This window comes from Psychrobacillus syltrankelensis (genome assembly GCF_055454035.1).
In genome coordinates, this window is record NZ_CM144227.1 from 3,319,754 (window position 1) to 3,344,973 (window position 25,220).

Here is a 25,220-nt window from a genome sequence, read left to right on the forward strand (position 1 = left end):
AAGCCGTAAAGTCTAGTGATGATGGCGAAGAGGTCACACCCGTTCCCATACCGAACACGGAAGTTAAGCTCTTCAGCGCCGATGGTAGTTGGGGGTTTCCCCCTGTGAGAGTAGGACGTCGCTAGGCACAATGAAAAGTCGTTACCGAGTAATCGGTAACGACTTTTTTTATGTGAAAAATAATATTAACAGATTTAATCCAAGTAACGACAAAAGTAATCTATTGTGAAGTGGCAAACCTTATTGATTAATTGGCCTATCTCACAAGGAGGTACTTTTGTAATCGGTTTCGGCTTTGCATGAACTGGTCTTGAATCCTGGCGAATTGGTCTCAAAGAGCCGTTTAATAACTGAATATGGATAATAATTTAAAGGAAATTTCCCCAATCTGGCTCTATCTATTCAATTCCTCGAGAACATAATTTCATAAAATAGTATTTAATTATTAAAACACAATACTTAATTTTTTGATTGGAGCGACAGGCGGCGACTCCAGCGGGATGAGTGAGACAGATGAGCCATTACAAACGACGCGAATGCGGCGGTAATGGCTTATCGCTCACCCCGCGGAAAGCGTCCGCCTATAGCGCAAATCATGCTGATTTAAACATATTCATACATTTAACTTTAATATTATTCGTATTTTATGCTCAAGTTGAATTATTAAATTATTCAACTTAATAAGATTATTTTAAAAGGTTGATTATATTTTGCACTATGCGATAATAAATGACAAACATATGGCTAAAAGGGGTGGATTTCGTGGATTCTTCAGCAATTATGATGGTTTTAATCATTTTTTCTATAAATATTGTATACGTTACTTTCTTTACATTACGCATGATACTTACATTAAAGGGATTTCGATATATTGCAGCAATGATAAGTGTAGTGGAAGTTATTATTTACATAGTGGGTCTTGGTCTTGTATTGGATAACCTAAATGAGATTCAAAACTTAATTGCTTATGCCTTGGGATATGGAACTGGGGTTATAATTGGTATGAAAATAGAAGAGAAAATGGCGCTTGGTTATATTATGGTCAATGTTATTACTACAAGCGCTGATACCAATTTACCGACAGTATTAAGAAATGAAGGTTATGGTGTGACGGATTGGTTAGCCCATGGGTTAGATGGCGATAGAGTTGCGTTGCAAATACTAACACCAAGAAAATATGAATTAAAATTATATACAAAGTTAAAAGAAATTGATCCAAAAGTGTTTATCATTGCATATGAACCTAAATCGATTCATGGTGGTTTTTGGGTGAAGAGTGTTAAGAAAGGAAAATTATTTTCATGAAAAAAGAGACAGTTTGGTTTGAGGTTGAAGAAAATGAAACGATTACAGAATGTATGAAAAGAATGGATAGTCAAGGTTTTCAAATAGCAGGTCGAAAAGAAGAGCCGCTCTTTGCTGAAGTGAATGGACAACCCGTGCCAATTAAACAAATCATCATGTTAAAAGGTATAAAAGAGAATAACGAATAATAATTCAACTAAAAACCGAACATTCTAATTGAGTTAAAAGTAATTGTTCGCTTTTAATCATTGACGTGACTCCTGACTCTTGTTAAAATATAAATAGAAACGAACAATAATATCCCCATATATGCTAAAGAATTGGCTTTAGCGTCTCTACCATGTCACCGTAAATGACAGGACTATGCGGGAAAGCAACTTATGGACATAGCTAGGAAGGCGTAAATATGTTTTTATTGTATTTACGTAAATTCCGCCATTTTGTTCCTTGAGTAGACTGCTTTTCATGCGAAGAGAGTAGTTTATTTGAGGAATTTTTTTAATTTTATTGTGCAATCAAATTAATATCTGAACGAAAAACGAATGAATAGAAGGGACGAGTATAATGAACGCAAAAATTGGTGTAATTATGGGTAGTTCTAGCGATTGGGAAACGATGAAGTATAGTTGTGAGATTCTTGATGATCTTAAAATCCCATATGAAAAACAAGTAGTTTCTGCACATCGTACACCGGACTTAATGTTCCAATATGCGGATCAAGCGAGGGCTCGTGGAATACAAGTAATAATTGCTGGAGCTGGAGGTGCTGCACACTTGCCAGGTATGGTTGCGGCAAAAACCACTCTACCTGTAATTGGCGTTCCCGTTCAGTCTAAAGCACTTAATGGACTAGATTCTTTGTTATCTATCGTACAAATGCCAGGAGGAGTACCTGTTGCAACAGTTGCGATAGGGAAAGCAGGAGCAACTAACGCAGGCTTACTGGCAGCACAAATTCTATCTATCACTGATGTAAGTATAGTAGAGCTTTTAGAAAAAAGACGAGAAGATACGAAAAACAAGGTATTAGAAAGTAATGGTGAACTCCAATGACTAAAGTAATTTATCCTGGGCAAACAATCGGTATTATTGGTGGGGGTCAACTTGGACGAATGATGGCGATAGCTGCAAAAGAAGCTGGGTTCAAAATAGCGGTTTTAGAGCCAACGATTGATTCACCTTGTGGCCAGGTTGCGGATATTCGCATTGTGGCGCCATATAATGACGAAGCTGCACTGGAAGAACTTGCAGAGGTAAGTGATGTCATTACATATGAATTCGAAAATATTGATTATTCCGGTTTGAAAAGATTATCTCAAATTGCATATGTTCCCCAAGGTGCAGAATTAGTAAAAATTACGCAAGATCGTATACTTGAAAAAAAAGAAATCCAAGCTTCTGGTGTACCAATTGCAAAATTTGTCGAAGCAAGTACTTTTGAAGACCTTGAACAACGTATAAATGAGGTTGGTTTTCCTTGTGTCGTTAAAACAGCAAGAGGTGGTTATGACGGAAAAGGACAACAAATTGTTCATACGAAGAGTGAACTTCATTATGCAAAACCGCTTTTTGCACATTCTGCATGTATTGCAGAAGCATTTGTTTCATTTACAAAAGAAATATCAGTTATTGTTCAACGAAATGGTGATGGGCAAACCTATTGCTTACCAATTGCGGAAAATATTCATGTTAATCATATTTTGCATGAAACAATCGTCCCAGCACGTATTGAAGCATCTCTAGAAACTAAAGCAATTGAAGCTGCTAAAACAATTGCAAATCACCTAAATCTTGTTGGTACACTTGCGGTAGAAATGTTCGTTTTAGGGGATAATGAAATATTAATAAATGAATTAGCACCTAGACCACATAATTCTGGTCATTATTCGATTGAAGCTTGTAATATTTCACAGTTCCAACAGCATATTAGAGCAGTTTGTGGATGGCCGCTTAGAAAACCGAAGCTTTGGACAGAATCGGTGATGGTGAATATATTGGGACAGCATGTCGTTCCATTGATCAACTCAATAAGTAAATATCCTAATTGGTCTGTACATTTGTATGGAAAGAATGAAGCGAAAACAAACCGTAAAATGGGACATGTTACAATTCTTTCGGAAAACGTGGAACAGACGTTAACAGAAATAGAACAAACAAAAATTTGGTCATAATCAGGAGGAACTTACATGATTGAACGTTATACACGCCCTGAAATGGGAGCAATTTGGACAGAAGAAAACAAATACAAAGCATGGTTAGAAGTAGAGATATTAGCTTGTGAGGCATGGGCTGAAATTGGCGATATCCCAAAAGAAGATGTTGTAACACTTCGTAAAAACGCATCATTCAATGTAGACCGTATTTTAGAAATTGAACAAGAAACGAGACATGATGTAGTAGCGTTTACTCGGGCAGTTTCTGAAACACTAGGAGAAGAACGTAAATGGGTTCATTACGGTTTAACATCTACTGACGTTGTAGATACAGCTCTTTCTTATTTAATTAAACAAGCTAATGTTATTTTACGTAAGGATATCCTTAACTTTATAGAAATTCTGGAGAATAAAGCGAAGGAACATAAATACACAGTTATGATGGGGCGCACACATGGAGTGCATGCAGAGCCAACAACTTTTGGACTTAAACTAGCTCTTTGGACAGAAGAGATGAGACGTAACTTAGAACGTTTTGAGGCTGCTGCTAAAGTGATCGAAACTGGAAAAATGTCAGGTGCAGTAGGAACGTATGCAAACATCGATCCATTTGTAGAACAATATGTTTGTGAAAAGTTAGGTTTAGCAGCATCTCCAATTTCCACCCAAACATTGCAACGTGATCGTCACGCACAATACTTAAGCGTATTAGCACTAGTCGCAACTTCTATTGAAAAATTTGCAACAGAAATTCGTGGCTTGCAAAAATCAGAGACTCGCGAAGTAGAAGAGTTCTTCTCAAAAGGTCAAAAAGGATCTTCTGCGATGCCGCATAAACGTAATCCAATCGGTTCTGAAAATATGGTTGGTATGGCGAGATTAATACGTGGCTATATGATGACTGCTTATGAAAACGTTGCATTATGGCATGAGAGAGATATCTCTCATTCTTCAGCAGAACGCGTTATTTTACCTGATGCAACCATTGCACTTAACTATATGCTGAACCGTTTCAGCAATATTGTGAAAAACTTAACGGTGTTCCCTGAAAATATGAAGCGTAATATGGATTCTACTTTAGGATTAATCTATTCTCAACGCGTGCTACTTGCACTTATTGATAAAGGACTAGCACGTGAAACAGCATATGACACTGTTCAACCATTAGCTATGCAAGCATGGGAATCTCAAACCGCTTTCCGTACATTTGTTGATGCGGATGAAAAAATTACTTCTTTATTAACAAAAGAAGAGTTAGATGATTGCTTTGATTACAACTATCATATCCAGCATGTAGATTTAATTTTTAATCGTTTAGGACTTAATTAATCTAAAAGCACACTTGGTTCAAATAGCAATCGGTAGGGGAAGTATTCCCCTGCTGATAAAGCTTCACTTCATCGGAGGGATTTACAGTGGAAAAAGGTCGTCTATTATACGAAGGTAAAGCAAAACAATTATTCGAAACAGATGATGAAAACATCCTGTTTGTTTCTTATAAAAATAGTGCTACCGCTTTTAACGGTGAGAAAAAAGAAGAAATAGAAGGCAAGGGGATTTTAAATAATAAAATCACAACTATTCTATTTAAAGAGTTGGAAAAGCGAGGAATTGAATCTCACTTTGTGGAGCAAATTTCAGAGAATGAACAACTTGTAAGAAAAGTAGAGATTATTCCATTAGAAGTAGTCGTTCGAAATGTAGCAGCTGGAAGTTTAGCAAAGAGATTAGGTATGGAGGAAGGAATTCCTTTAAAACATACAATCGTAGAATTCTATTACAAAGACGATGCTCTAGGTGACCCTTTACTAACAGATGCACATATTGAACTGCTTGCACTTGCGACACCCGATGAAGTAGAGACGATCAAAGCAAAAGCACTGGAAATCAATCACGTACTTCTACCAATCTTTAAAGAGATTGGCGTTACTTTAATAGATTTTAAACTGGAATTTGGTAAAACTGCAGAAGGTGAAATTTTACTTGCAGATGAGATATCTCCCGATACTTGTAGACTTTGGGATGACAAAACGAACAATAAACTAGATAAAGATGTCTTTAGACGTAATTTAGGAAGCTTAACAGAAGTTTATGAAATAATACTTTCCCGACTAGGAGGATTATCAAAATGAAAAAAGTTAAAGTGTATGTAACATTACGTGAAAGTGTTTTAGATCCACAAGGTTCTGCAGTAATGGGTGCTCTTCATTCTATGAATTACAATGAAGTGAAAGATGTACGCATTGGGAAGTATTTAGAGCTTCAAATCGAAGAGAGTGATCGTGATTTAGATGCTATTGTGAGAGAAATGTGTGAAAAGCTTCTTACAAATACAGTAATCGAAGACTATCGATACGATGTTGAGGAGGCTGTAAGCAAATGAAGTTCGCGGTAATCGTTTTTCCAGGATCGAACTGTGACTTAGATATGTATCACGCGATTAAAGACGAACTTGGGGAAGAAGTAGAATACGTTTGGCATGATGAGAAGGATTTAAGTGGATTCGACGGGATTTTATTACCAGGTGGCTTTTCATACGGTGACTACTTACGTTGTGGTGCTATTTCTCGCTTCTCTAATGTTATGTCAGAAGTTGTGAAAGCTGCGGAAGCTGGCAAGCCTGTACTAGGTATCTGTAATGGATTCCAAGTTTTAACGGAAGCAGGACTTCTTCCAGGAGCGTTACTTCGTAATAAAAATCTTAAATTCATGTGTCGAACTGTGGATTTAAAAGTGGTAAATAATGAAACGCAATTTACTTCTGCTTATAAAAAAGATGAAGTAATACAAATCCCAATCGCTCATGGTGAAGGAAACTATTATTGTGACGAAGAGACGCTTGCTATATTAAAAGAAAACAACCAAATCGTTTTCACATATGCTTCTGAAAACCCAAATGGTAGTTTGGAAGATATCGCAGGAATTGTGAATGAAAGAGGAAATGTCCTTGGAATGATGCCTCACCCAGAAAGAGCAGCAAATGAAATTATGGGTGGTTCGGATGGTCTAGCTTTATTCAAATCAATTGTGAAACAGTGGAGGGAAACTCATGTCAGTCATGCTTGAACCAAATCCAACGCAAATTAAAGAACAAAAACTATATGCCCAAATGGGGATGTCAGACGAAGAATTTGAAATGGTAGAGAAGATTTTAGGTCGTCTACCAAACTACACAGAGACCGGTTTATTTTCCGTTATGTGGTCGGAACATTGCTCTTATAAAAATTCTAAACCAGTTCTTCGTAAGTTCCCAACAAAAGGTCCACAAGTATTACAAGGACCAGGTGAAGGTGCTGGTATTGTTGATATTGGTGATGGTCAAGCAGTAGTTTTCAAAATGGAATCGCATAATCACCCATCTGCAATTGAGCCTTATCAAGGTGCAGCTACTGGTGTTGGAGGGATAATCCGAGATGTATTCTCTATGGGTGCTCGTCCAATCGCAATGTTAAATTCTCTACGTTTTGGTGAATTAAAAACACCAAGAGTAAAATATTTGTTTGAAGAAGTTGTAGCTGGTATTGCAGGTTACGGTAACTGTATTGGAATTCCAACTGTTGGAGGAGAAATTCAGTTTGATGAATGTTATGAAGGTAACCCTCTAGTTAACGCAATGTGCGTAGGTTTAATAAACCATGAGGATATTCAAAAAGGGATTGCTGCTGGTGAAGGCAATACAGTGATGTATGCTGGGGCAAAAACTGGTCGTGACGGTATCCATGGAGCGACATTCGCATCAGAAGAATTAACTGAAGCTTCAGAAGAAAAACGTCCAGCTGTGCAAGTTGGAGACCCATTCATGGAGAAGCTTTTGTTAGAAGCTTGTTTAGAAGTAATCAAATCAGATGCTTTAATCGGTATACAAGACATGGGTGCTGCAGGTTTAACCTCATCATCTGCTGAAATGGCTTCAAAAGCTGGGTACGGAGTAGAGATGAACTTAGACTTTGTACCTCAACGTGAAACTGGCATGACTGCATATGAGATGATGCTTTCAGAATCTCAAGAACGTATGTTGATTGTTGTAAAAAAAGGTCGCGAGGATGAAATTGTTAAGATTTTTGATAAATATGGATTAGATTGTGTAGCAGTTGGTAAAGTTACTAGCGATAAAATGCTGCGTTTGATTCATAACGGTGAGGTAGTAGCCAATGTTCCAGCGGATGCACTTGCAGAAGAAGCGCCAGTATATAATAAGCCATCCTCAGTTCCTGCTTATTATTATGAATTCCAATCAATGGAAAACGTAGAGCCAGTAATTTCAGATTATAAAGAAACTTTATTAAACCTACTTCAACAACCAACAATCGCTTCAAAAGAATGGGTTTATGATCAATATGACTATCAAGTACGTACTAGTACAGTAGTAACACCTGGTTCAGATGCTGCCGTAGTTCGTGTACGCGGTACAAATAAAGGATTAGCGATGACAACAGATTGTAACTCAAGATATATCTACTTAGATCCAGTTGTAGGTGGAAAAATTGCAGTGGCTGAAGCAGCACGTAATGTTGTATGCTCTGGTGCAAAACCACTTGCGATAACTGATTGCTTGAACTTCGGTAATCCAGAAAATCCTGAAATCTTCTGGCAGTTGGAAAAGTCGGCTGATGGTATTTCTGAAGCTTGTATTGCATTAGAATCACCAGTAATCGGTGGGAATGTTTCGTTGTATAACGAACGTAGTGGAACAGCAGTTTACCCAACACCGACTATCGGGTTGGTTGGTCTTGTTGAAGATTTATCCCATGTAACAACACAATCAGTGAAACAAGCTGGAGATATTATTTATTTGATTGGTGAAACTAAAACGGAATTTGGTGGATCTGAGCTTCAGAAATTAGTAGAAAAACGCATTTTTGGCAAAGCACCATCCATTGATCTAGAAGTAGAAGCAACTCGTCAAAAAGAACTTCTTTCCGCTATTAAAGCTGGATTTATACAATCGGCACATGACATTTCAGAAGGCGGACTGGCAGTAGCATTAGCTGAAAAAGCCTTTGGTGCAACTGGTCTTGGAGTAAAAGTGACAATAACTGGTTCTGCAACGACCGCATTATTTAGTGAGTCACAGTCACGTTTTTTAGTAACTGTAAAACCTGAAGATGCTGCTAAATTTGAAGGAATCGTACAAGATGCAGTTCAAATTGGTGTGGTCACTGATTCTAATCAAATCATCATATCTAACGAAGACGGAACTGAATGGATTAACGGTTCTGTTGACGAATTCCGTTCCGCTTGGAAAGGAGCAATCCCATGCTTGCTGAACTCAGAGGCTTAAATGAGGAATGTGGTGTATTTGGAATTTGGGGTCACCCAGATCCTGCACCAATTAGCTATTATGGTTTACATGCACTTCAACATAGAGGGCAAGAAGGCGCTGGAATTGTTGTAACAGACGGAGAATTTTTACGAGCTGTTAAAGGAGAAGGACTAGTTAATGATGTTTTCAGTAATGGAAAGCTTGAAAAATTAGAAGGTAAAGCTGCAATTGCACATGTTCGGTATGCTACTGCAGGTGGTTCTGGTATTGAAAATGTCCAACCCCTCCTATTTAATTCGACTACTGGCAGTCTTGCAATTGCACATAACGGCAATATTGTAAATGCCAATAGATTGAAACGTAGTTTAGAACAACAAGGCAGTATTTTTCAAACAACTTCTGACACGGAAGTTTTGGCACATTTATTGAAAAAGAGTCATCATACTTCTTTAGAGGAACGTGCGAAACAGGCGCTGAAATTACTAGATGGTGCATTCGCATTTATCATTTTAACGGAAGACGAAATGATGGTAGCTCAAGATCCGCACGGCATGCGTCCACTTTCTATAGGAAAACTAGGGGATGCATGGGTTGTAGCATCAGAAACAAGTGCGTTCGATTTAATCGGAGCGGAAGTTATTCGTTCGGTTGAACCAGGGGAACTACTTATTATTAATGATCATGGTTTGAGGTCGGAGCGTTTCTCAGAACCAGCAGAACGTGCAATTTGCACAATGGAATATGTGTATTTCTCCCGTCCAGATTCTGATATTGACGGTATTAATATTCATAGCGCAAGAAAACGACTTGGAATACAACTTGCACAAGAGATTCAATTGGAGGCAGATGTTGTAACGGGAGTACCAGATTCTAGTATTTCCGCTGCAATCGGTTTTTCGGAAGCAACAGGTATTCCTTATGAATTAGGTCTTATTAAGAATCGCTATGTTGGGCGTACGTTTATACAACCTTCGCAAGATTTACGTGAACGTGGTGTAAAAATGAAGCTATCACCTGTTCGACAAGTGGTAAATGGAAAACGAGTTGTGATGGTTGATGATTCAATCGTACGAGGAACAACTTCAAAGCGTATTGTGAAAATGTTAAAAGAGGCAGGAGCCAAAGAAGTACATGTAGTCATAAGCTCACCTCCACTTAAAAATCCGTGTTTTTATGGAATTGATATTAGTACAGATGAGGAATTGATCGCATCTAACAATAGTGTGGAAGAAATGCGTGAATTGATAGGAGCAGATTCCCTTTCATTTTTGTCGGTTGAAGGTATGGTACAAGCAATTGGTCGAACGGATGAAGGCAAAAATTGTGGGCATTGTTTAGCTTGTTTTACAGGTGAATATCCAACACCTATTTCCCCAAATACAAAGTTACCACATGAAAAAGAGCTTGTTCGATAGGAGGATTCAACATGTCAAAAGCGTATGAAAAAGCTGGCGTTAATATTGAAGCAGGGTATGAAGCAGTCGAAAGAATGAAATCACATGTCGAACGTACAGCTAGAAAAGGAATCATGGGTACTTTCGGTGGTTTTGGTGGAATGTTTGATTTGTCTTCATTGAATTACAAGGAACCAGTACTAATTTCTGGGACAGATGGTGTGGGAACGAAGCTAAAGCTTGCATTTATGACAGATTCACACGATACAATCGGTGTGGACTGTGTAGCAATGTGTGTGAATGACATTGTTGCGCAAGGAGCAGAGCCATTATTTTTCCTCGATTACGTTGCGGTAGGAAAAGCAGTTCCAGCACGTATTGAACAAATTGTAAAAGGTGTTGCGGATGGATGTGTCCAGTCCGGCGCAGCTCTAATCGGTGGAGAAACAGCGGAAATGCCAGGGTTATATGAGGAAGATGAGTATGATCTTGCAGGATTTGCTGTTGGTGCATGTGAAAAATCGAAAATCGTAACTGGTGGGAAAATTGCCGAAGGTGACGTATTAGTAGGTATTGCTTCTAGCGGAGTTCATTCGAATGGTTTTTCTTTAGTGCGTAAAATCGTGTTTGAAGAGAACCAATATTCTACGGAAACAGTGGTCGAAGGTTATGAAGAGCTTGGGGCAATAGGGAAAGCACTACTTACACCTACCAAAATTTATGCAAAGCCAGTAATAGAAATGCATAACGAACTTGCTATTCACGGAATGGCACACGTAACTGGTGGAGGCTTTTATGAAAATCTACCACGTATGATGCCAGAAGGCTTAGCTGTAGAAATCGACTTAGGTTCATGGGAAGTACTTCCAATTTTCAATTTATTAAAAGAAAAAGGCGAGTTAACTGACCGCGATTTATATAATGTTTTTAATATGGGCATTGGATTTGTACTAGCTTTATCTGCAGAAGAAGCGAGCAAAGCAATTGCAATTGCGGAGGCCCATGGGGAAAAAGCATTTACAATCGGTCGTGTTGTGAAAGGTGAAGGTGTTTTATTCAACGGAACGCATGACGGGAGCTTAGTGTAATGGGAAGAAAATCTAAATTCGCCGTATTTGCATCTGGAAGTGGAAGTAACTTTCAAGCCATTCACGATGCAGTTAAAGTTGGTGAATTGGCCGGTCAAATTATGTTAGTTGTAACAGATAAACCAGGTGCATTTGTTGTAGAACGTGCAAGTAAGGTAGGAATTGAAACACTTGAGATTAAGCCCTCCAGCTTTTCCTCAAAGGAAGCATATGAACAGGAAATATTGCAAAAACTGTCAGAGCTTGAAGTGGAATGGATTGTCCTTGCAGGATATATGCGACTAATCGGAAAAGTACTACTCGAAGCATATCCCAATCGAATTATTAATATCCACCCATCTTTACTTCCTGCATTTCCTGGAAAAGATGCAATTGGACAAGCAATGGATAGTGGAGTAAAGATAACGGGGGTAACGGTTCACTATGTTGATGCTGGCATGGATACGGGTCCTATTTTAGCTCAGCAGACAGTTGAAGTTGTGGACGGGGATAGAGAGAAAACTGAAGAACGAATTCATGCAGTAGAACATGCATTATATACAAAGACTTTACAAGATCTATGGAACCGATAGTATTTCTTAAAAGAAAGCATATGGATTATTATCTTGTGAACCCAGTGTTCATAGTACTTTAAAGAATAAAATAATACCGTGGATTTCCGTTTTAGGTGGACGCTTTCCGCGGGGTGAGCGATGAGCCATCACCGCCGCATTCGCGCCGTTTGTGATGTCTCATCTGTCTCACTCATCCCGCAGGAGTCGCCACCCTTCACTACAATCCATTAGTGAGTAGTACCAACAAGAAGATTTTGCTCAGCCTATCGCTAAGAGGATAGAATTAGTTAAGTAAACTTAGTGATCATACCACGCTGTGATTGTGGTTGTATTCCGCTGAAGGCAGATGCTTTCCAGGGGGCAAGCATCAAGCCGCTTCGGGCGAACACGACGGTGGTCACAAAGGCGTTGCCACACGATGTGGCGCTCTTAGCCTTTGAACAATTGAATGCTCAGTCCAGGGTCTTGATTTGCTTGCTAATCCCCTAGGAGTCGCCGCTTTCCGCTCCAATCAACAGTGCAAATAATAAAGGTAATATGCTTGATATAAATAATGAACTGGTACTTATCTTTGTTTATCAATATTGCAAGCGGAAATAGAGAAAAATAGGTAGTATCTACCAATGAAGAAGCGAAGGGCATCCGAAATTGTATCTTAGGATGCTTTTAAAAGAGTAGGGAAGGATTTTATCCCTAATAATCCAAAACAAATGCATCTTGTCTCCACGCAATCCAAGAAGTCGACGGACAAACCTTTGCCACAAGATTACCGGAAAAAGAGGATCTGGAAGTGACGCAGTCACTTCCAGATCCTCCATAAAAGTCATCGGTAATAGTGTAGCAAAGGTTTGGTCCAAAGTACTCGTGAATTGGTGAAGACAATGTATACTTAAAGGGCGCTTTTCTTAATAAAAGGAGGAAATATTGTGTCAAAACGTGCGTTAATAAGTGTTTCAGATAAATCAGGAATTCTTGAATTTGCAAAAGAGCTAGAACTTTTGGGGTATGAAATATTATCAACTGGTGGAACGAAAGCATTTTTAGAGCAAAATGGAGTAGCAATTACATCCGTAGACGCAGTAACAAATTTCCCGGAAATTTTGGATGGTCGCGTAAAAACATTAAATCCAATGATTCATGGAGGGTTATTGGCAAAACATGATGATCCTTCCCATCAAGCGCAATTAGAAGAACATAGTATTACACCGATTCAAGTAGTGTGTGTCAACTTATATCCTTTCCGTGAAACAATTTCAAAACCAGATGTTGAATTTGAAGATGCAATCGAAAACATCGATATCGGTGGTCCTTCTATGTTACGATCTGCTGCAAAAAATCATCAATTCGTGACAGTCGTAACAGATGCCGAAGATTATCCAGAAGTACTAGAACAGCTAAAAGAAACTGGCAAAACTACACTTGAAACACGCCGTAAGTTAGCCGCTAAGGTTTTCCGTCACACTGCAGCATACGATGCATTAATCGCTAGTTATATGACAGATTTAACTGGTGAAGAATTTCCTGAGCTACTGACTCTTACATATGAACGTAAACAATCATTACGTTATGGTGAAAACCCACATCAAAAAGCAGCATTCTACAAACGTCCACTTGGCTCCGATTTCTCAATTGCTTCGGCAACTCAATTGCACGGTAAAGAACTTTCTTATAATAATATTCAAGATGCAAATGCAGCAATTCAAATCGTGAAAGAGTTCCAACTACCTGCAGCAGTTGCAGTAAAACATATGAATCCATGTGGAGTTGGAACAGGCGAAACAATTTCTGCTGCTTTTAATAAAGCCTATGAAGCAGATTCTACTTCTATTTTCGGTGGAATTGTTGCATTAAACCGCGAAGTAGATGCTGCAACAGCGAAGGTTTTAGCAGGTATTTTCTTAGAAATTGTTATCGCTCCTTCGTTCTCAGAAGAAGCGATTGCTATGTTGACTGCGAAGAAAAACATCCGATTGTTAACTATTTCTTATAAGCAAACAAAAAAAGATGCCTGGAACACTGTTTCTGTAGAGGGTGGATTATTAGTTCAATCTCCTGATACATTCGGATTAAAAGACGCAGATGTGAAAGTCGTTACTGATCGTGAACCAACACCAGAAGAGTGGAAAGCATTAGAACTTGGATGGAATGTAGTGAAACATGTGAAATCAAATGCAATCGTTGTTGCAACTGAAGATATGACAATTGGTGTTGGTGCTGGACAAATGAACCGTGTTGGATCAGCAAAAATTGCACTCGAACAAGCTGGAGAGCGTGCAATAGGAGCAGGGCTAGCCTCGGATGCATTTTTCCCAATGAATGATACAGTAGAAATAGCTGCTAAGGCGGGTATAACTGCTATTATTCAAACAGGTGGGTCTATAAAAGACCAAGATTCTATCGATAAAGCAAATGAATATGGAATTGCAATGGTCTTCACTGGAATTCGTCATTTCAAACATTAAGGGAGGCATTACAATATGAATATTCTTGTAATTGGAAGCGGTGGTCGCGAGCATGCGATCGCAAAGCAATTTAAAAACTCTCCTTCTGTTGAAAATGTCTATGTAGCACCTGGTAACGATGGAATGGCAAATGATGCACAGATTATCCCAATCGATGTAATGGATTTTGAAGGGCTTGCACAGTTTGCATTAGAAAACAAAATAGATCTAACTTTTGTTGGACCAGAGCAACCACTTGTGGCTGGTATAGTGGATCACTTCACTAAGCATGATCTTCGTATTTTTGGACCTAACAAGGCAGCAGCACAGTTAGAAGGAAGTAAAACATTTGCTAAAGAGCTTATGAAAAAGCACAGTATCCCAACCGCCACTTATGAAACATTTACTGAAGTGGATAAGGCAAAAGCATATATTGAAAAGCTTGGTGCTCCAATTGTTGTTAAGGCTGACGGTCTAGCTGCTGGCAAAGGTGTAGTAGTTGCCATGACAGTAGAAGAAGCGAAAACTGCTGTAGAAGACATGATTGGCAATCAATTATTTGGTGAATCTTCGTCAAGTGTAGTAATTGAGGAGTTTCTAGTTGGAGAAGAAATTTCATATATGTCATTTGTTCATAATGGACAAATTTATCCAATGGTGATTTCACAAGATCATAAACGTGCATATGACGGAGATAAGGGGCCAAACACAGGTGGAATGGGCGCTTATTCACCAGTTCCTCAGATTTCAAACGTTGTAGTGGAATTAGCGTATGAAACGGTTGTTGTACCAACTGTGAAAGCAATGGAGCAAGAAGGTACACCTTTCACTGGTATTTTATATGCAGGCCTTATTATAACGAATGAAGGACCAAAAGTTATTGAATTTAATGCTCGTTTTGGTGATCCTGAAACACAAGTTGTTCTTCCACGGATGACGAGTGATTTCGGTGAATTTATGACAGCGTTAATGAATGAAAAGCCATTCGACTTAAAATGGTCGGATGAAGCGATATTAGGTGTTGTCATTGCATCTGGTGGTTATCCAAGTGATGTACAAAAAGGTGCAGAGCTTCCGAATCTTTCTGCTTTAGAAGAATCAGGTCTTCAAGTCTTCCACGCAGGTACTAAAGCTGGAGCAGATGGATTTATAGCAAATGGTGGTCGCGTTATTTTAGTAGCAGCAAGTGAATCAACATTAAAAGAAGCACAACAAAAAGTATACGATGGTTTAGCCAAATTAACTTGGGATGGTTTGTTTTTCCGTCAAGACATTGGCTGGCGAACATTTTCATAATTACTGTTCGTTTTATAATTAATGATAAAATGAGAAGCAAAACCAATAACGGTTTTGCTTCTCATTCCTTTGTTACACACTTAATATTGAGTTATAGGAGATCGAAAATGAGATTATTTCATGTGAGTGAGGAAAATAACATCGAATTTTTTGTACCAAGGATTCCGACTCGGACGGATTTAGACCAAAGTACCGGACTTGTGTGGGCAATTAACGATAAATGTTTGCCAAACTTTTTGACACCAAGAAACTGTCCTAGAGTTACCTATCACATAGGCGAGAATACATCTAAAAATGATGTGAGAAGATATATTTCTTCTACTAGCAGTACCCATGTAATAGTAATTGAAAATAAATGGTTTGAGAAGATGAAAAATACAAAGCTTTACTTATATGAATTTGATACTAAACAGTTTGAACTATTAGATGAAGTTGCTGGATATTACATTAGCAAAACGTTCCAAGTACCAATTGAAAGGTTTGAAATAATCGATTTATTTAATGAACATTTCACTAGAAATGTTGAAATTAGAATTGTAGATAATCTGTGGGATATTTGTGAAGAAATTCAGACAACGACACTTAATTGGTCCATATGTAGAATGGGATTTGCTCAGCCCAAAAAACTACTATAATTTTATTAATCTGCTACTGAATCTTCAAAAAAATAACAAAGAACACTTTGCTTTACTAAAGTGATATGCTATATTTATTTTTACGAGCAACCTTTAAGGAAGGAGAATGGAAGGTATGCAATATCCAATCTGGAAAATAGAAGATATTAGACATCAAATAGAAGTTGTAAGTGGAATAAAGTCACCAGATATTCTTATAAAAAATGCAACTTATTTACATAGTCATTTAAAAAAATGGATTACCGGTAATATTTGGATTGTAAAAGATCGTATTGTATATACTGGAATGGAAATGCCGCTTGATTCTGAAAAAACGGAAGTATATGATGCAAGCGGACAAAAAATTGTTCCTGGTTATATGGAACCTCATGTCCATCCATTTCAGCTCTATAACCCACAATCGTTTGCTGATTACGCTGCACAACGTGGAACTACGACCTTTATCGCAGATAACTTAGTGTTATTTTTATCACTTGAAAATAAGAAAGCGTTTTCAATTATGGATCAATTAAAGAAACTGCCCTTTGCATTTTATTGGTGGGCTCGTTTTGATTCCCAAACCGAACTAGAAAATGAAGAAGAGTTATTCACCTCTAAAACAATTGGCGAATGGATTGAACGACCGGATGTTATTATGGGTGGAGAGTTAACTGGTTGGCCGAGATTGCTATCGGGTGATGATCAAATGCTTTACTGGATGCAGCAAGCAAAATCACATGGCATGAAAATAGAAGGTCATTTTCCAGGAGCATCAGAGCGCACGCTCGCTCGAATGCGGCTACTCGGAGCGGACGGTGATCACGAATCCATGACAATTGAGGAAGTGGAAAGACGTATTCTTCATGGTTATGCTGTGACTCTACGTCATTCGTCCATTCGCCCAGATTTACCAGTTCTCTTAAAAGGCATATTAGAAAAGGATCTTCATATTTTTGATCATTTGATGATGACTACTGACGGAGCTACCCCTTCGTTTCACATAGACGGTGTAATGGATAAGTGTATTCAAGTTGCATTAGATGCTGGAGTAAACCCAATCGATTCTTATTTAATGGCATCGTTCAATGTTGCAAAATATTATAATCTATCTAACTTACATGGGGTAATTGCTACTGGGAGATTTGCCACTTTAAACTTTTTAGAAGATGAGTATAACCCTGTTCCCGTAAGCGTTTTATCTAAAGGCGAATGGTTAAAACGTAACGGTGAAAAAGTGCAATCATTAGCTCCAGTCGATTGGTCAGATATGCCCTCACTAGATCTAGATTTTGAACTAACAGATGATGACTTTCAATTCTCTATGCCATTTGGTATCTCCATGGTAAACGATGTCATTACGAAACCATATTCTATATCTGTTAATACAACAGATAATGAACTTTCATCAAATCATGATGAAAGCTTCCTTATGTTAATTGACCGAAATGGTAAGTGGAAAGTTACAACACTCATTAAAGGTTTTGCTACATCTGTGAAAGGTTTCGCATCCTCTTATTCTAATACTGGTGATATTATACTAATTGGAAAGAATAAAAAAAGTATGTTAAAAGCTTTCGAAGAAATGAAGAAGATGCAAGGTGGAATTGTTTTAGTAGAGGATGATCAAGTCATTTGTTCTATCAATCTTCCTATAGGCGGTGGACTTTCCGACAAGCCAATGGAAGAGTTAATAGAAGAAGAATTGATATTAAAGAAAGAGTTGGCAGCAAGAGGTTTTAAGCATGGGGATGCTATTTATACATTATTATTCTTGCAGTCAACTCATTTACCTTATGTTCGAATTACACAAAGAGGAATATTTGATGTGATGAAAAAACAAGTACTAATTCCAGCACTCATGAGGTAGGGGGATTTATGTGTTCAAAAAAAGGGGTTTTATATTTGTAATAAGCATTCTATTATTAGCTGCTTGTACTAAAAAAGAAGAAGTACAGGAAGAAACAAAAGAACAAGTAGTTGAACCAGAAAATGTTGAGGAAGTATCAAAGGAAGAGCAAGGTCTTCCTTATTTCGCTCCTTTTACGGGGATTGGCTCAGAAGTAGAAATGAAACAAAGACCAATTCTTGTTACAATGAATAATCATCCGCTTGCTCGTCCTCAGTCAGGTATTGCACAAGCGGATATAGTATATGAAATGTTGGCTGAAGGAAATGTTACTAGGTTTCTTGCACTCTTTCAAAGTGAGATTCCCGAAACGATTGGGCCAGTGAGAAGCGCACGTGACTATTTTGTTAAGATTGCTAAAGGCTTGGATGCATTTTACATTGCGCATGGTTATAGCCCAGATGCTAAAAAAATGTTAGATGCGAGAGTTGTAGATAATATTAATGGGATGCAGTATGATGGTACCCTGTTTAAAAGGTCAAAGGAGCGAAAGGCACCGCATAACTCCTACATTTCCAAAGAAAATGTTTTTGTTGGTGCAGAAAAAATTGGAGCTTCGATGGAAATAAATAAAATGCCCACATTTTCTTATTATGATTCTGTAGAAGATGTAAAAATAGGTAATCCTGCATCTAGTATAAGTATTCGTTATGGGTCAGGTACAAGCTTTGAAAATCAATATACGTATTTACCAGAAGAAGGATTATATGAAAGAAAAACAGCAGGAGTCCTGACGACTGATAAAGAGTCAGGAGAACTTGTCAAACTTTCAAATGTTATTTTTATGGAGATACCACATAAAACGATAGATAATGCTGGTAGACAAGAACTAACTTTAACTGCTGGTGGAAAAGCCTATTTATTTCAAGCTGGAATAATGAAAGAAATCCAATGGGAAAATGTTGAAGGTATTCTAGTTCCAATGGAAAATGGGGTTCCTGCAAAGCTTGTAAAAGGAAAATCGTGGATAAGTATTGTACCCACACATCCTGGGATTGAAAGTATGGTAAAGTTTTTACCATAAAAAGAACAACAAAAAAGAGGGGAATGACAAGCATATGCAAGTGGAAAAAATAAAAGGACATCAAACAGACCAATTATTTAAAGCTGTTTTAGAACTTAAAAATATGGAAGAATGTTATCGTTTTTTCGATGACTTATGCACAATAAGCGAAATTCAATCTCTTGCTCAACGCTTCGAAGTTGCTCATTTATTGAGATTGAAAAAAACATATGAAACGATTAAGAAAGAAACCGGTGCAAGTACTGCAACTATTTCACGAGTTAGACGCTGTTTTGACTATGGAAATGATACGTACGATGAAATGCTTGGTCGCTTATATCCAGATGAACAACCTTTCCAAAACCCTAGAGGATAAGTTGATAAACTCGGATCCTTGTCTCATCCACAATTGGGTGATGATCTACTATAAAAAAGTAGGGCAGGAGCTTATCCTTCATTATCCAAAACTTACGCACCATGTTTCCTGGTTGATTTCCCGCTGCAGGCGGACGCTTTCCAGGGGGCAAGCATCAAGCCGCTTCGGGCCAACACGACGTTGGTCACAAAGGCGTTGCCACACGATGTGGCGCTCGTAGCCTTTGAACATTTGAACGCTCCGTCCAGGGTCTTGATTTGCTTGCTAATCCCCTAGGAGTCGCCGCCTTCCGCTCCAATCAACATGCAAATAAGAAAAGAATCTACTTCGTCCAATTAATGATCTGGTACTTTCTTTTGCTTATCCATATGGCAAGCGGAACCAGAGAAAAATAGGTAGTTTCTACCGATAAAGAGGTGAAGAGCTTCCGAAATGGTATCTTCGGAAGCTTTTAAAAGAGTAGGTAAGTATCTTATCCCTCATTATCCAAACCAAACGCATCATGTCCTCACAAATTCCAAGAGGGCGACGGACAAACATCCGCCGCAAGATTACCGAAAAAAATGGATCGTGAAGCGACGCAGTCACTTCACGATCGATAGCTCTAACGGTAATGATGTAGGCAATGTTTCGTCCAAAGTACTCTGGAAACAGTGAAGACAAGATGCACTTGAAGTATGCTTGCGCTTTTCTTATATTTTGTGGAATAAATTGGTTTATTGAAAATATGAAGTTTTACTAATAAGTCTTAGCTGAACAGAAGCCTCTGTTCAGTTTTTTTGTTATAATGAGGAATGCTTAACTAACGATTTGTAGGTGAAAAAAATGGACTATAAAGAATGGCGACATATATTTAAATTGGATCCAGCGAAGGAAATCGATGCTAATGCTTTAGAAAAGATTTGCGAATCCGGAACCGATGCAATCATTATTGGTGGATCAGACAATGTAACACTGGATAACGTTATTGATTTATTAATGCGTATTAGGCGCTATGCTGTACCTGTAGCACTGGAGGTTTCGACAATTGAGTCAATTACGCCCGGATTTGATTTTTATTTTATTCCAAGTGTTTTAAATAGCACGGATACAAAATGGGTAAAAGATTTACATCATGCCGCGACAAGGGAATTCGGTGAAGTGATGAACTGGGATGAAATTATTCCTGAAGGTTATTGTATTTTAAATCCCGATTGCAAGGCGGCTAAGCTTACAAATGCTAAACAACCAGAAACAAATGATGATGTAATTGCTTATGCGCAAATGGTAGAGCATATGTTTAAGTTTCCTGTTTTTTATATGGAATATAGCGGAACGTATGGTGATATTGATGTTGTTAAAAAAGTGAAATCTAAACTCGTAAATACGAAATTATTTTACGGTGGAGGTATTCAGACTGAAGACCAAGCACGAGAAATGGCTACTTATGCAGACACAATTATCGTAGGAAACCAAGTGTATGAAAACTTAGAAGAGGCACTGAAAACAGTAAATGGTGTTAAGTAGTATTTGAGTAATTAGATATGAAGCGGTATAATAACGAGAACAAACGTTCTCTTAAGGAAGTGTATTATGGAGCTTATAGCGAAAAACCTTTTAAATGGTATGAATAAGGAACAAGAAAAAGCAGTTAGAACAACGGAAGGCCCTTTACTCATTATGGCTGGAGCAGGTTCGGGGAAAACACGTGTATTAACGCACCGAATTGCTTACTTAATAGTAGAAAAAGAAGTATATCCTTCCAAAATACTTGCCATAACGTTTACAAATAAAGCAGCACGAGAAATGCGCGAAAGAATCAATAATATTTTAGGTGCTGGATCAGGTGAAAATATGTGGGTATCCACTTTTCACTCGATGTGTGTTCGTATTTTAAGAAGAGATATCGATCGAATAGGCTATTCAAAAAGCTTCTCTATCTTAGATACGACAGATCAGTTATCGGTTATTAAAAGTATCTTAAAAGAACAAAACATTGATTCGAAAAAATATGATCCTCGTTCAATGTTAAATGCGATTAGCAGTGCCAAGAATATATGTATAGATGCAGATACGTTTAAAGCACAAATGAATGAGTTTAATCCATTTGAAAAAACGGTTGCAGAAGTTTATAAAGGTTATGAAAAGCGTTTAAGAAAGAACCAATCTCTTGATTTTGACGATTTAATCATGACAACTTTAACCCTTTTTAAACGAGTTCCCGAAGTATTAGAGTTTTATCAAAATAAATTCCAATACATTCATGTGGATGAGTATCAGGATACAAATAAAGCACAATACGAATTAGTACAAATGCTTGCACAAAAATTCAAGAATATTTGTGTTGTTGGTGACTCCGATCAATCCATTTATCGCTGGCGAGGTGCGGACATTCAAAATATTCTCTCGTTTGAAAAGGATTATCCGAACGCAACTGTAATAATGTTAGAGCAGAATTATCGATCGTCTCAAAGAATCCTACAAGCTGCAAATGACGTCATTGGTAATAATACAAGTAGATACCCAAAAGTATTGAGAACCGACAATCAAGAAGGCGAAAAAATTCGGATGTACCGTGCTTTTAATGAGCAACAGGAAGCACAATTTGTTGTACAGTCTATCCAAGAGATGTTAGAACAAGAGAATCGCACCTTAGATGATTTTGCTATTTTGTATCGGACTAACGCTCAATCTCGTGTAATGGAGGAAGTACTTGTTAAATCGAATATGGCCTATACGATTGTTGGTGGAACTAAGTTCTATGATCGTAAAGAAATTAAAGACTTACTAGCATATCTTCGATTAATAGCCAATAACGATGATGACTTATCACTTGCAAGAATTATTAATGAACCGAAACGAAATATTGGAGCTACTTCTTTCGAACGCATAGCAATGTATGCGCTAGAACAAGATCGTTCTATTCTGGATGCTTTAAATGAAGTAGACTTCATGGGATTACCGGCACGTGCAGTAAATTCCGTCGTGCAATTTCAAGGGCTAATTCAAAATTTTACTCAAATGCAAGAATTTTTGTCAGTAACAGAAATAGTCGAACAAATTCTTGATAAAACGGGTTATCGTATGATGTTAAAAAATGAGAAAACAATTGAAGCCGAAAGTCGACTAGAAAATATTGAAGAGTTCTTGTCTGTAACGAAAGCATTTGAAGAAAAAAGCGATGATAAATCACTTGTTGCATTTTTAACAGATTTAGCGCTCATTTCTGATATTGATAAGTTGGACGAAGAGGAAGATACGTCTCAAGGGAATATCATCTTAATGACAATGCATGCTGCAAAAGGCCTTGAATTTCCCGTTGTTTTTATAATAGGAATGGAAGAAAATATTTTTCCTCATTCCCGTTCTATTGGGGATGACGATGAGATGGAAGAAGAACGTCGACTAGCATATGTAGGAATAACACGCGCGGAAGAAAGATTATTTATCACATGTGCACAATCTCGAACTATTTTTGGACGTGGTAGTTTTAATAGCCCTTCTCGTTTTATCGGAGAAATTTCTGATGAGATTTTAGAAGCAGTGGGGGGAATGAATGAAAGTACTAGAGGTTCAATTTCTAAATCTAGTGAAGTTCCACAAACTAGAAAAGCAGTAGTTACTCGTCCTGCGTATAAAGAGTCCGGAGGAGAGAAAATGGGCTGGCAAGTGGGGGACAAGGCAGTTCATAAAAAATGGGGAGTTGGAATGGTTGTTAGTGTTCGAGGTGAAGGTGAAAATACGGAACTCGATATAGCGTTTCCAAGTCCAACAGGCATTAAACGATTGCTTGCTAAATTTGCACCGATAGAAAAAGGATAATTCATTTGGTGGAGGAAAACCTATGGAAAAATTAGAACAACGAGTAAAAGAGCTACACAAGCTTTTATATGACTATGGATATGCGTACTATGTAATGGATGAGCCTATCGTTTCTGATGCAGTCTATGACCAATATTTAAACGAATTAATTGCATTAGAAGAACAAAATCCAAATTTAATATTACCAGACTCCCCTACACAACGAGTGGGAGCTACTATCATAAATGGTTTTCAAAAAGTAACGCATACGAGTCCTATGCTCAGTCTGTCTAATGCGTTTAATGAAGAAGATATACGTGATTTTGACACTAGAATTCGCAGTCTAATTGATGATTCACCGACCTATGTATGTGAGCTAAAGATTGACGGATTAGCCATTTCCCTTCTATATGTTGATGGCATACTTTCCCGTGGGGCTACCAGGGGAGATGGAACTACAGGAGAAGATATTACAAGTAATATAAAGACAATTCGTGCCATACCACTTCGTTTAAAAGATAAAGTAACTATCGAAGCAAGAGGAGAAGCTTATATGCCAAAATCTTCGTTTAATAAACTAAACGAAGAGAGAGCTGAACGAGGAGAAGAGTTATTAGCCAATCCTCGTAATGCAGCTGCAGGATCATTACGTCAATTAGATCCAAAAATGGCAGCGAGTCGAAAACTTTCATTCTTTGCATATGGAATGGGAGGGGACGGAGAAGAACTGAATATTGATCAGCATTCAGATGCGCTTCAATTTATGAAAGAACAAGGTTTACCGACCAATAAGGAAACTAGAAAATGTTCTTCAATAGAAGAAGTCCTTGAGTTTATTCAAGAATGGACAGCCAAACGAAATGATATTCCGTATGAAATAGATGGTATCGTTATAAAAGTAGATGATTATGCACAACAAGAGGAGATAGGTTTTACTGCTAAAAGCCCCCGATTTGCAATTGCTTTTAAATTCCCAGCAGAAGAAGTAGTAACAACTATTATTGACATTGATTTAACGGTGGGAAGAACAGGCGTTGTCACACCAACAGCTATATTGGAACCAGCACAAGTAGCGGGATCTACAGTTCAACGTGCAACATTGCACAATGAAGACTTAATCCGAGCTAAAGATATTCGGATTGGAGATCGAGTGATAATCCGTAAAGCAGGAGATATTATTCCAGAGGTAGTTGCAGTCATCTTAGAAGAACGCGACGGCTCGGAAATCCCTTATGAAATGCCAACGAACTGTCCTGTTTGTGATAGTGAATTAATAAGGATTGAAGAAGAAGTTGCATTACGTTGTGTCAATCCACAATGTCCAGCTCAAATCCAAGAAGGTATTTATCACTTTGCATCAAGAAATGCGATGAATATTGAAGGTCTTGGAGAAAAAGTTGTAGAGCAGTTATTTAGAGAGAAACTGATTAAGGATGTCTCAGATCTTTACAAATTAACAGTAGAAGATTTAGTGAACTTAGAGCGAATGGGATTGAAATCTGCTACGAATTTGGTTCAAGCAATTGAAGCTTCCAAATCAAACTCGATGGAACGGGTATTGTTTGGACTTGGAATACGTCATATTGGTGAAAAGGCTGCGAAAATTTTATCGGAGACATTCCATAGCTTCGATGCGCTTAAGCAAGCAAATAGAGAAGAGCTAAAAGCAGTGTTTGAAATCGGAGACAAGATGGCCGATTCGCTTGTAACCTATTTTGAACAAGAAGAAGTAGAGCAGCTGATAGAAAGATTAAAATCAGCAGGATTGACATTACATTTTACAGGTAAAGTAATTGATACTTCTACGATAGAAAATAGTCCATTTATAAATAAAACAGTTGTATTAACTGGAAAGTTAACTCAGCTAACGCGTCAAGAAGCTAAAGACAGAATTGAATCTTTAGGTGGCAATGTAGCTGGTAGTGTAAGCAAAAAAACAGATATAGTTATCGCAGGAGAGGATGCAGGCTCGAAGCTTGAAAAAGCTACAAGCTTAGGCATTGAAATCTGGGATGAACAAAAACTTTTAGATCAACTAGAGGAATAG

21 protein-coding genes, 1 rRNA gene and 1 riboswitch are annotated in these 25,220 nt (G+C 37.9%); all 22 genes read left to right on the forward strand.

What is annotated here, in order from left to right:
* The first annotated feature begins 11 nt into the window (after positions 1-11).
* The 22 genes from rrf (at position 12) to ligA (ending at position 25,220) form a co-directional block, all read left to right on the forward strand.
* A 5S ribosomal RNA gene (gene rrf / locus ACTSKG_RS16230) occupies positions 12-127 on the forward strand.
* A 602-nt stretch (positions 128-729) separates the two neighbouring features.
* The gene (locus ACTSKG_RS16235) at positions 730-1,305 is read left to right on the forward strand and encodes a DUF2179 domain-containing protein (RefSeq protein ID WP_464755584.1); all 576 of its coding nucleotides are present in this window, start codon (positions 730-732) and stop codon (positions 1,303-1,305) included.
* Positions 1,302-1,493, forward strand: a complete 192-nt coding sequence (locus tag ACTSKG_RS16240) for an NETI motif-containing protein (protein WP_464755585.1) — start codon at positions 1,302-1,304, stop codon at positions 1,491-1,493. Before ACTSKG_RS16235 ends, ACTSKG_RS16240 begins: the two co-directional genes overlap by 4 nt.
* A 95-nt stretch (positions 1,494-1,588) precedes the next feature.
* Positions 1,589-1,689: riboswitch (purine riboswitch) on the forward strand.
* A gap of 180 nt (positions 1,690-1,869) precedes the next feature.
* Positions 1,870-2,358 (forward strand): 5-(carboxyamino)imidazole ribonucleotide mutase, encoded by a 489-nt coding sequence (gene purE, locus ACTSKG_RS16245; protein WP_464755586.1) that lies wholly within the window; start codon positions 1,870-1,872, stop codon positions 2,356-2,358.
* A complete protein-coding gene (gene purK / locus ACTSKG_RS16250) occupies positions 2,355-3,476 on the forward strand; it encodes a 5-(carboxyamino)imidazole ribonucleotide synthase (protein WP_464755587.1) in 1,122 nt (373 codons plus the stop codon). The genes purE and purK overlap by 4 nt, the downstream gene beginning before the upstream one ends.
* Before the next feature lie 15 nt (positions 3,477-3,491).
* On the forward strand, positions 3,492-4,787 hold the full coding sequence (gene purB / locus ACTSKG_RS16255) for an adenylosuccinate lyase (RefSeq protein ID WP_464755588.1): 1,296 nt from the start codon (positions 3,492-3,494) through the stop codon (positions 4,785-4,787).
* A gap of 86 nt (positions 4,788-4,873) precedes the next feature.
* Positions 4,874-5,590, forward strand: a complete 717-nt coding sequence (gene purC / locus ACTSKG_RS16260; protein WP_464755589.1) for a phosphoribosylaminoimidazolesuccinocarboxamide synthase — start codon at positions 4,874-4,876, stop codon at positions 5,588-5,590.
* Positions 5,587-5,841, forward strand: coding sequence for a phosphoribosylformylglycinamidine synthase subunit PurS (purS, locus tag ACTSKG_RS16265; RefSeq protein ID WP_464755590.1), 255 nt, complete (start codon positions 5,587-5,589; stop codon positions 5,839-5,841). The genes purC and purS overlap by 4 nt, the downstream gene beginning before the upstream one ends.
* Positions 5,838-6,524, forward strand: a complete 687-nt coding sequence (gene purQ, locus ACTSKG_RS16270) for a phosphoribosylformylglycinamidine synthase subunit PurQ (RefSeq protein ID WP_464755591.1) — start codon at positions 5,838-5,840, stop codon at positions 6,522-6,524. The genes purS and purQ overlap by 4 nt, the downstream gene beginning before the upstream one ends.
* Positions 6,508-8,739: a phosphoribosylformylglycinamidine synthase subunit PurL gene (gene purL / locus ACTSKG_RS16275; protein ID WP_464755592.1), complete on the forward strand. Its 2,232-nt coding sequence runs from the start codon at positions 6,508-6,510 to the stop codon at positions 8,737-8,739. Before purQ ends, purL begins: the two co-directional genes overlap by 17 nt.
* Positions 8,715-10,136, forward strand: a complete 1,422-nt coding sequence (gene purF / locus ACTSKG_RS16280; protein WP_464755593.1) for an amidophosphoribosyltransferase — start codon at positions 8,715-8,717, stop codon at positions 10,134-10,136. Before purL ends, purF begins: the two co-directional genes overlap by 25 nt.
* Before the next feature lie 11 nt (positions 10,137-10,147).
* Positions 10,148-11,203, forward strand: a complete 1,056-nt coding sequence (gene purM / locus ACTSKG_RS16285; RefSeq protein WP_464755594.1) for a phosphoribosylformylglycinamidine cyclo-ligase — start codon at positions 10,148-10,150, stop codon at positions 11,201-11,203.
* Positions 11,203-11,775, forward strand: coding sequence for a phosphoribosylglycinamide formyltransferase (gene purN / locus ACTSKG_RS16290; protein WP_464755595.1), 573 nt, complete (start codon positions 11,203-11,205; stop codon positions 11,773-11,775). Before purM ends, purN begins: the two co-directional genes overlap by 1 nt.
* Before the next feature lie 908 nt (positions 11,776-12,683).
* Positions 12,684-14,219 (forward strand): bifunctional phosphoribosylaminoimidazolecarboxamide formyltransferase/IMP cyclohydrolase, encoded by a 1,536-nt coding sequence (gene purH, locus ACTSKG_RS16295; protein WP_464755596.1) that lies wholly within the window; start codon positions 12,684-12,686, stop codon positions 14,217-14,219.
* 15 nt (positions 14,220-14,234) lie between these two features.
* Positions 14,235-15,494 carry a phosphoribosylamine--glycine ligase gene (gene purD / locus ACTSKG_RS16300; RefSeq protein WP_464755597.1) on the forward strand — a complete coding sequence of 420 codons (1,260 nt, stop codon included), beginning with the start codon at positions 14,235-14,237 and terminating at the stop codon, positions 15,492-15,494.
* Positions 15,495-15,601: 107 nt separating this feature from the next.
* A complete protein-coding gene (locus ACTSKG_RS16305) occupies positions 15,602-16,129 on the forward strand; it encodes a DUF6886 family protein (protein ID WP_464755598.1) in 528 nt (175 codons plus the stop codon).
* Positions 16,130-16,244: 115 nt separating this feature from the next.
* Entirely contained in the window at positions 16,245-17,975 is a 1,731-nt protein-coding gene (locus tag ACTSKG_RS16310; protein ID WP_464755599.1) for an adenine deaminase C-terminal domain-containing protein, read from the forward strand.
* A 10-nt stretch (positions 17,976-17,985) separates the two neighbouring features.
* A complete protein-coding gene (locus tag ACTSKG_RS16315) occupies positions 17,986-19,038 on the forward strand; it encodes a DUF3048 domain-containing protein (RefSeq protein ID WP_464755600.1) in 1,053 nt (350 codons plus the stop codon).
* A 34-nt stretch (positions 19,039-19,072) separates the two neighbouring features.
* A complete protein-coding gene (locus ACTSKG_RS16320; protein WP_151701173.1) occupies positions 19,073-19,393 on the forward strand; it encodes a YerC/YecD family TrpR-related protein in 321 nt (106 codons plus the stop codon).
* Positions 19,394-20,218: 825 nt separating this feature from the next.
* On the forward strand, positions 20,219-20,899 hold the full coding sequence (gene pcrB / locus ACTSKG_RS16325; protein ID WP_464755601.1) for a heptaprenylglyceryl phosphate synthase: 681 nt from the start codon (positions 20,219-20,221) through the stop codon (positions 20,897-20,899).
* Between the two features lie 66 nt (positions 20,900-20,965).
* The gene (gene pcrA / locus ACTSKG_RS16330) at positions 20,966-23,194 is read left to right on the forward strand and encodes a DNA helicase PcrA (protein WP_464755602.1); all 2,229 of its coding nucleotides are present in this window, start codon (positions 20,966-20,968) and stop codon (positions 23,192-23,194) included.
* Between the two features lie 22 nt (positions 23,195-23,216).
* The gene (ligA, locus tag ACTSKG_RS16335; protein ID WP_464755603.1) at positions 23,217-25,220 is read left to right on the forward strand and encodes an NAD-dependent DNA ligase LigA; all 2,004 of its coding nucleotides are present in this window, start codon (positions 23,217-23,219) and stop codon (positions 25,218-25,220) included.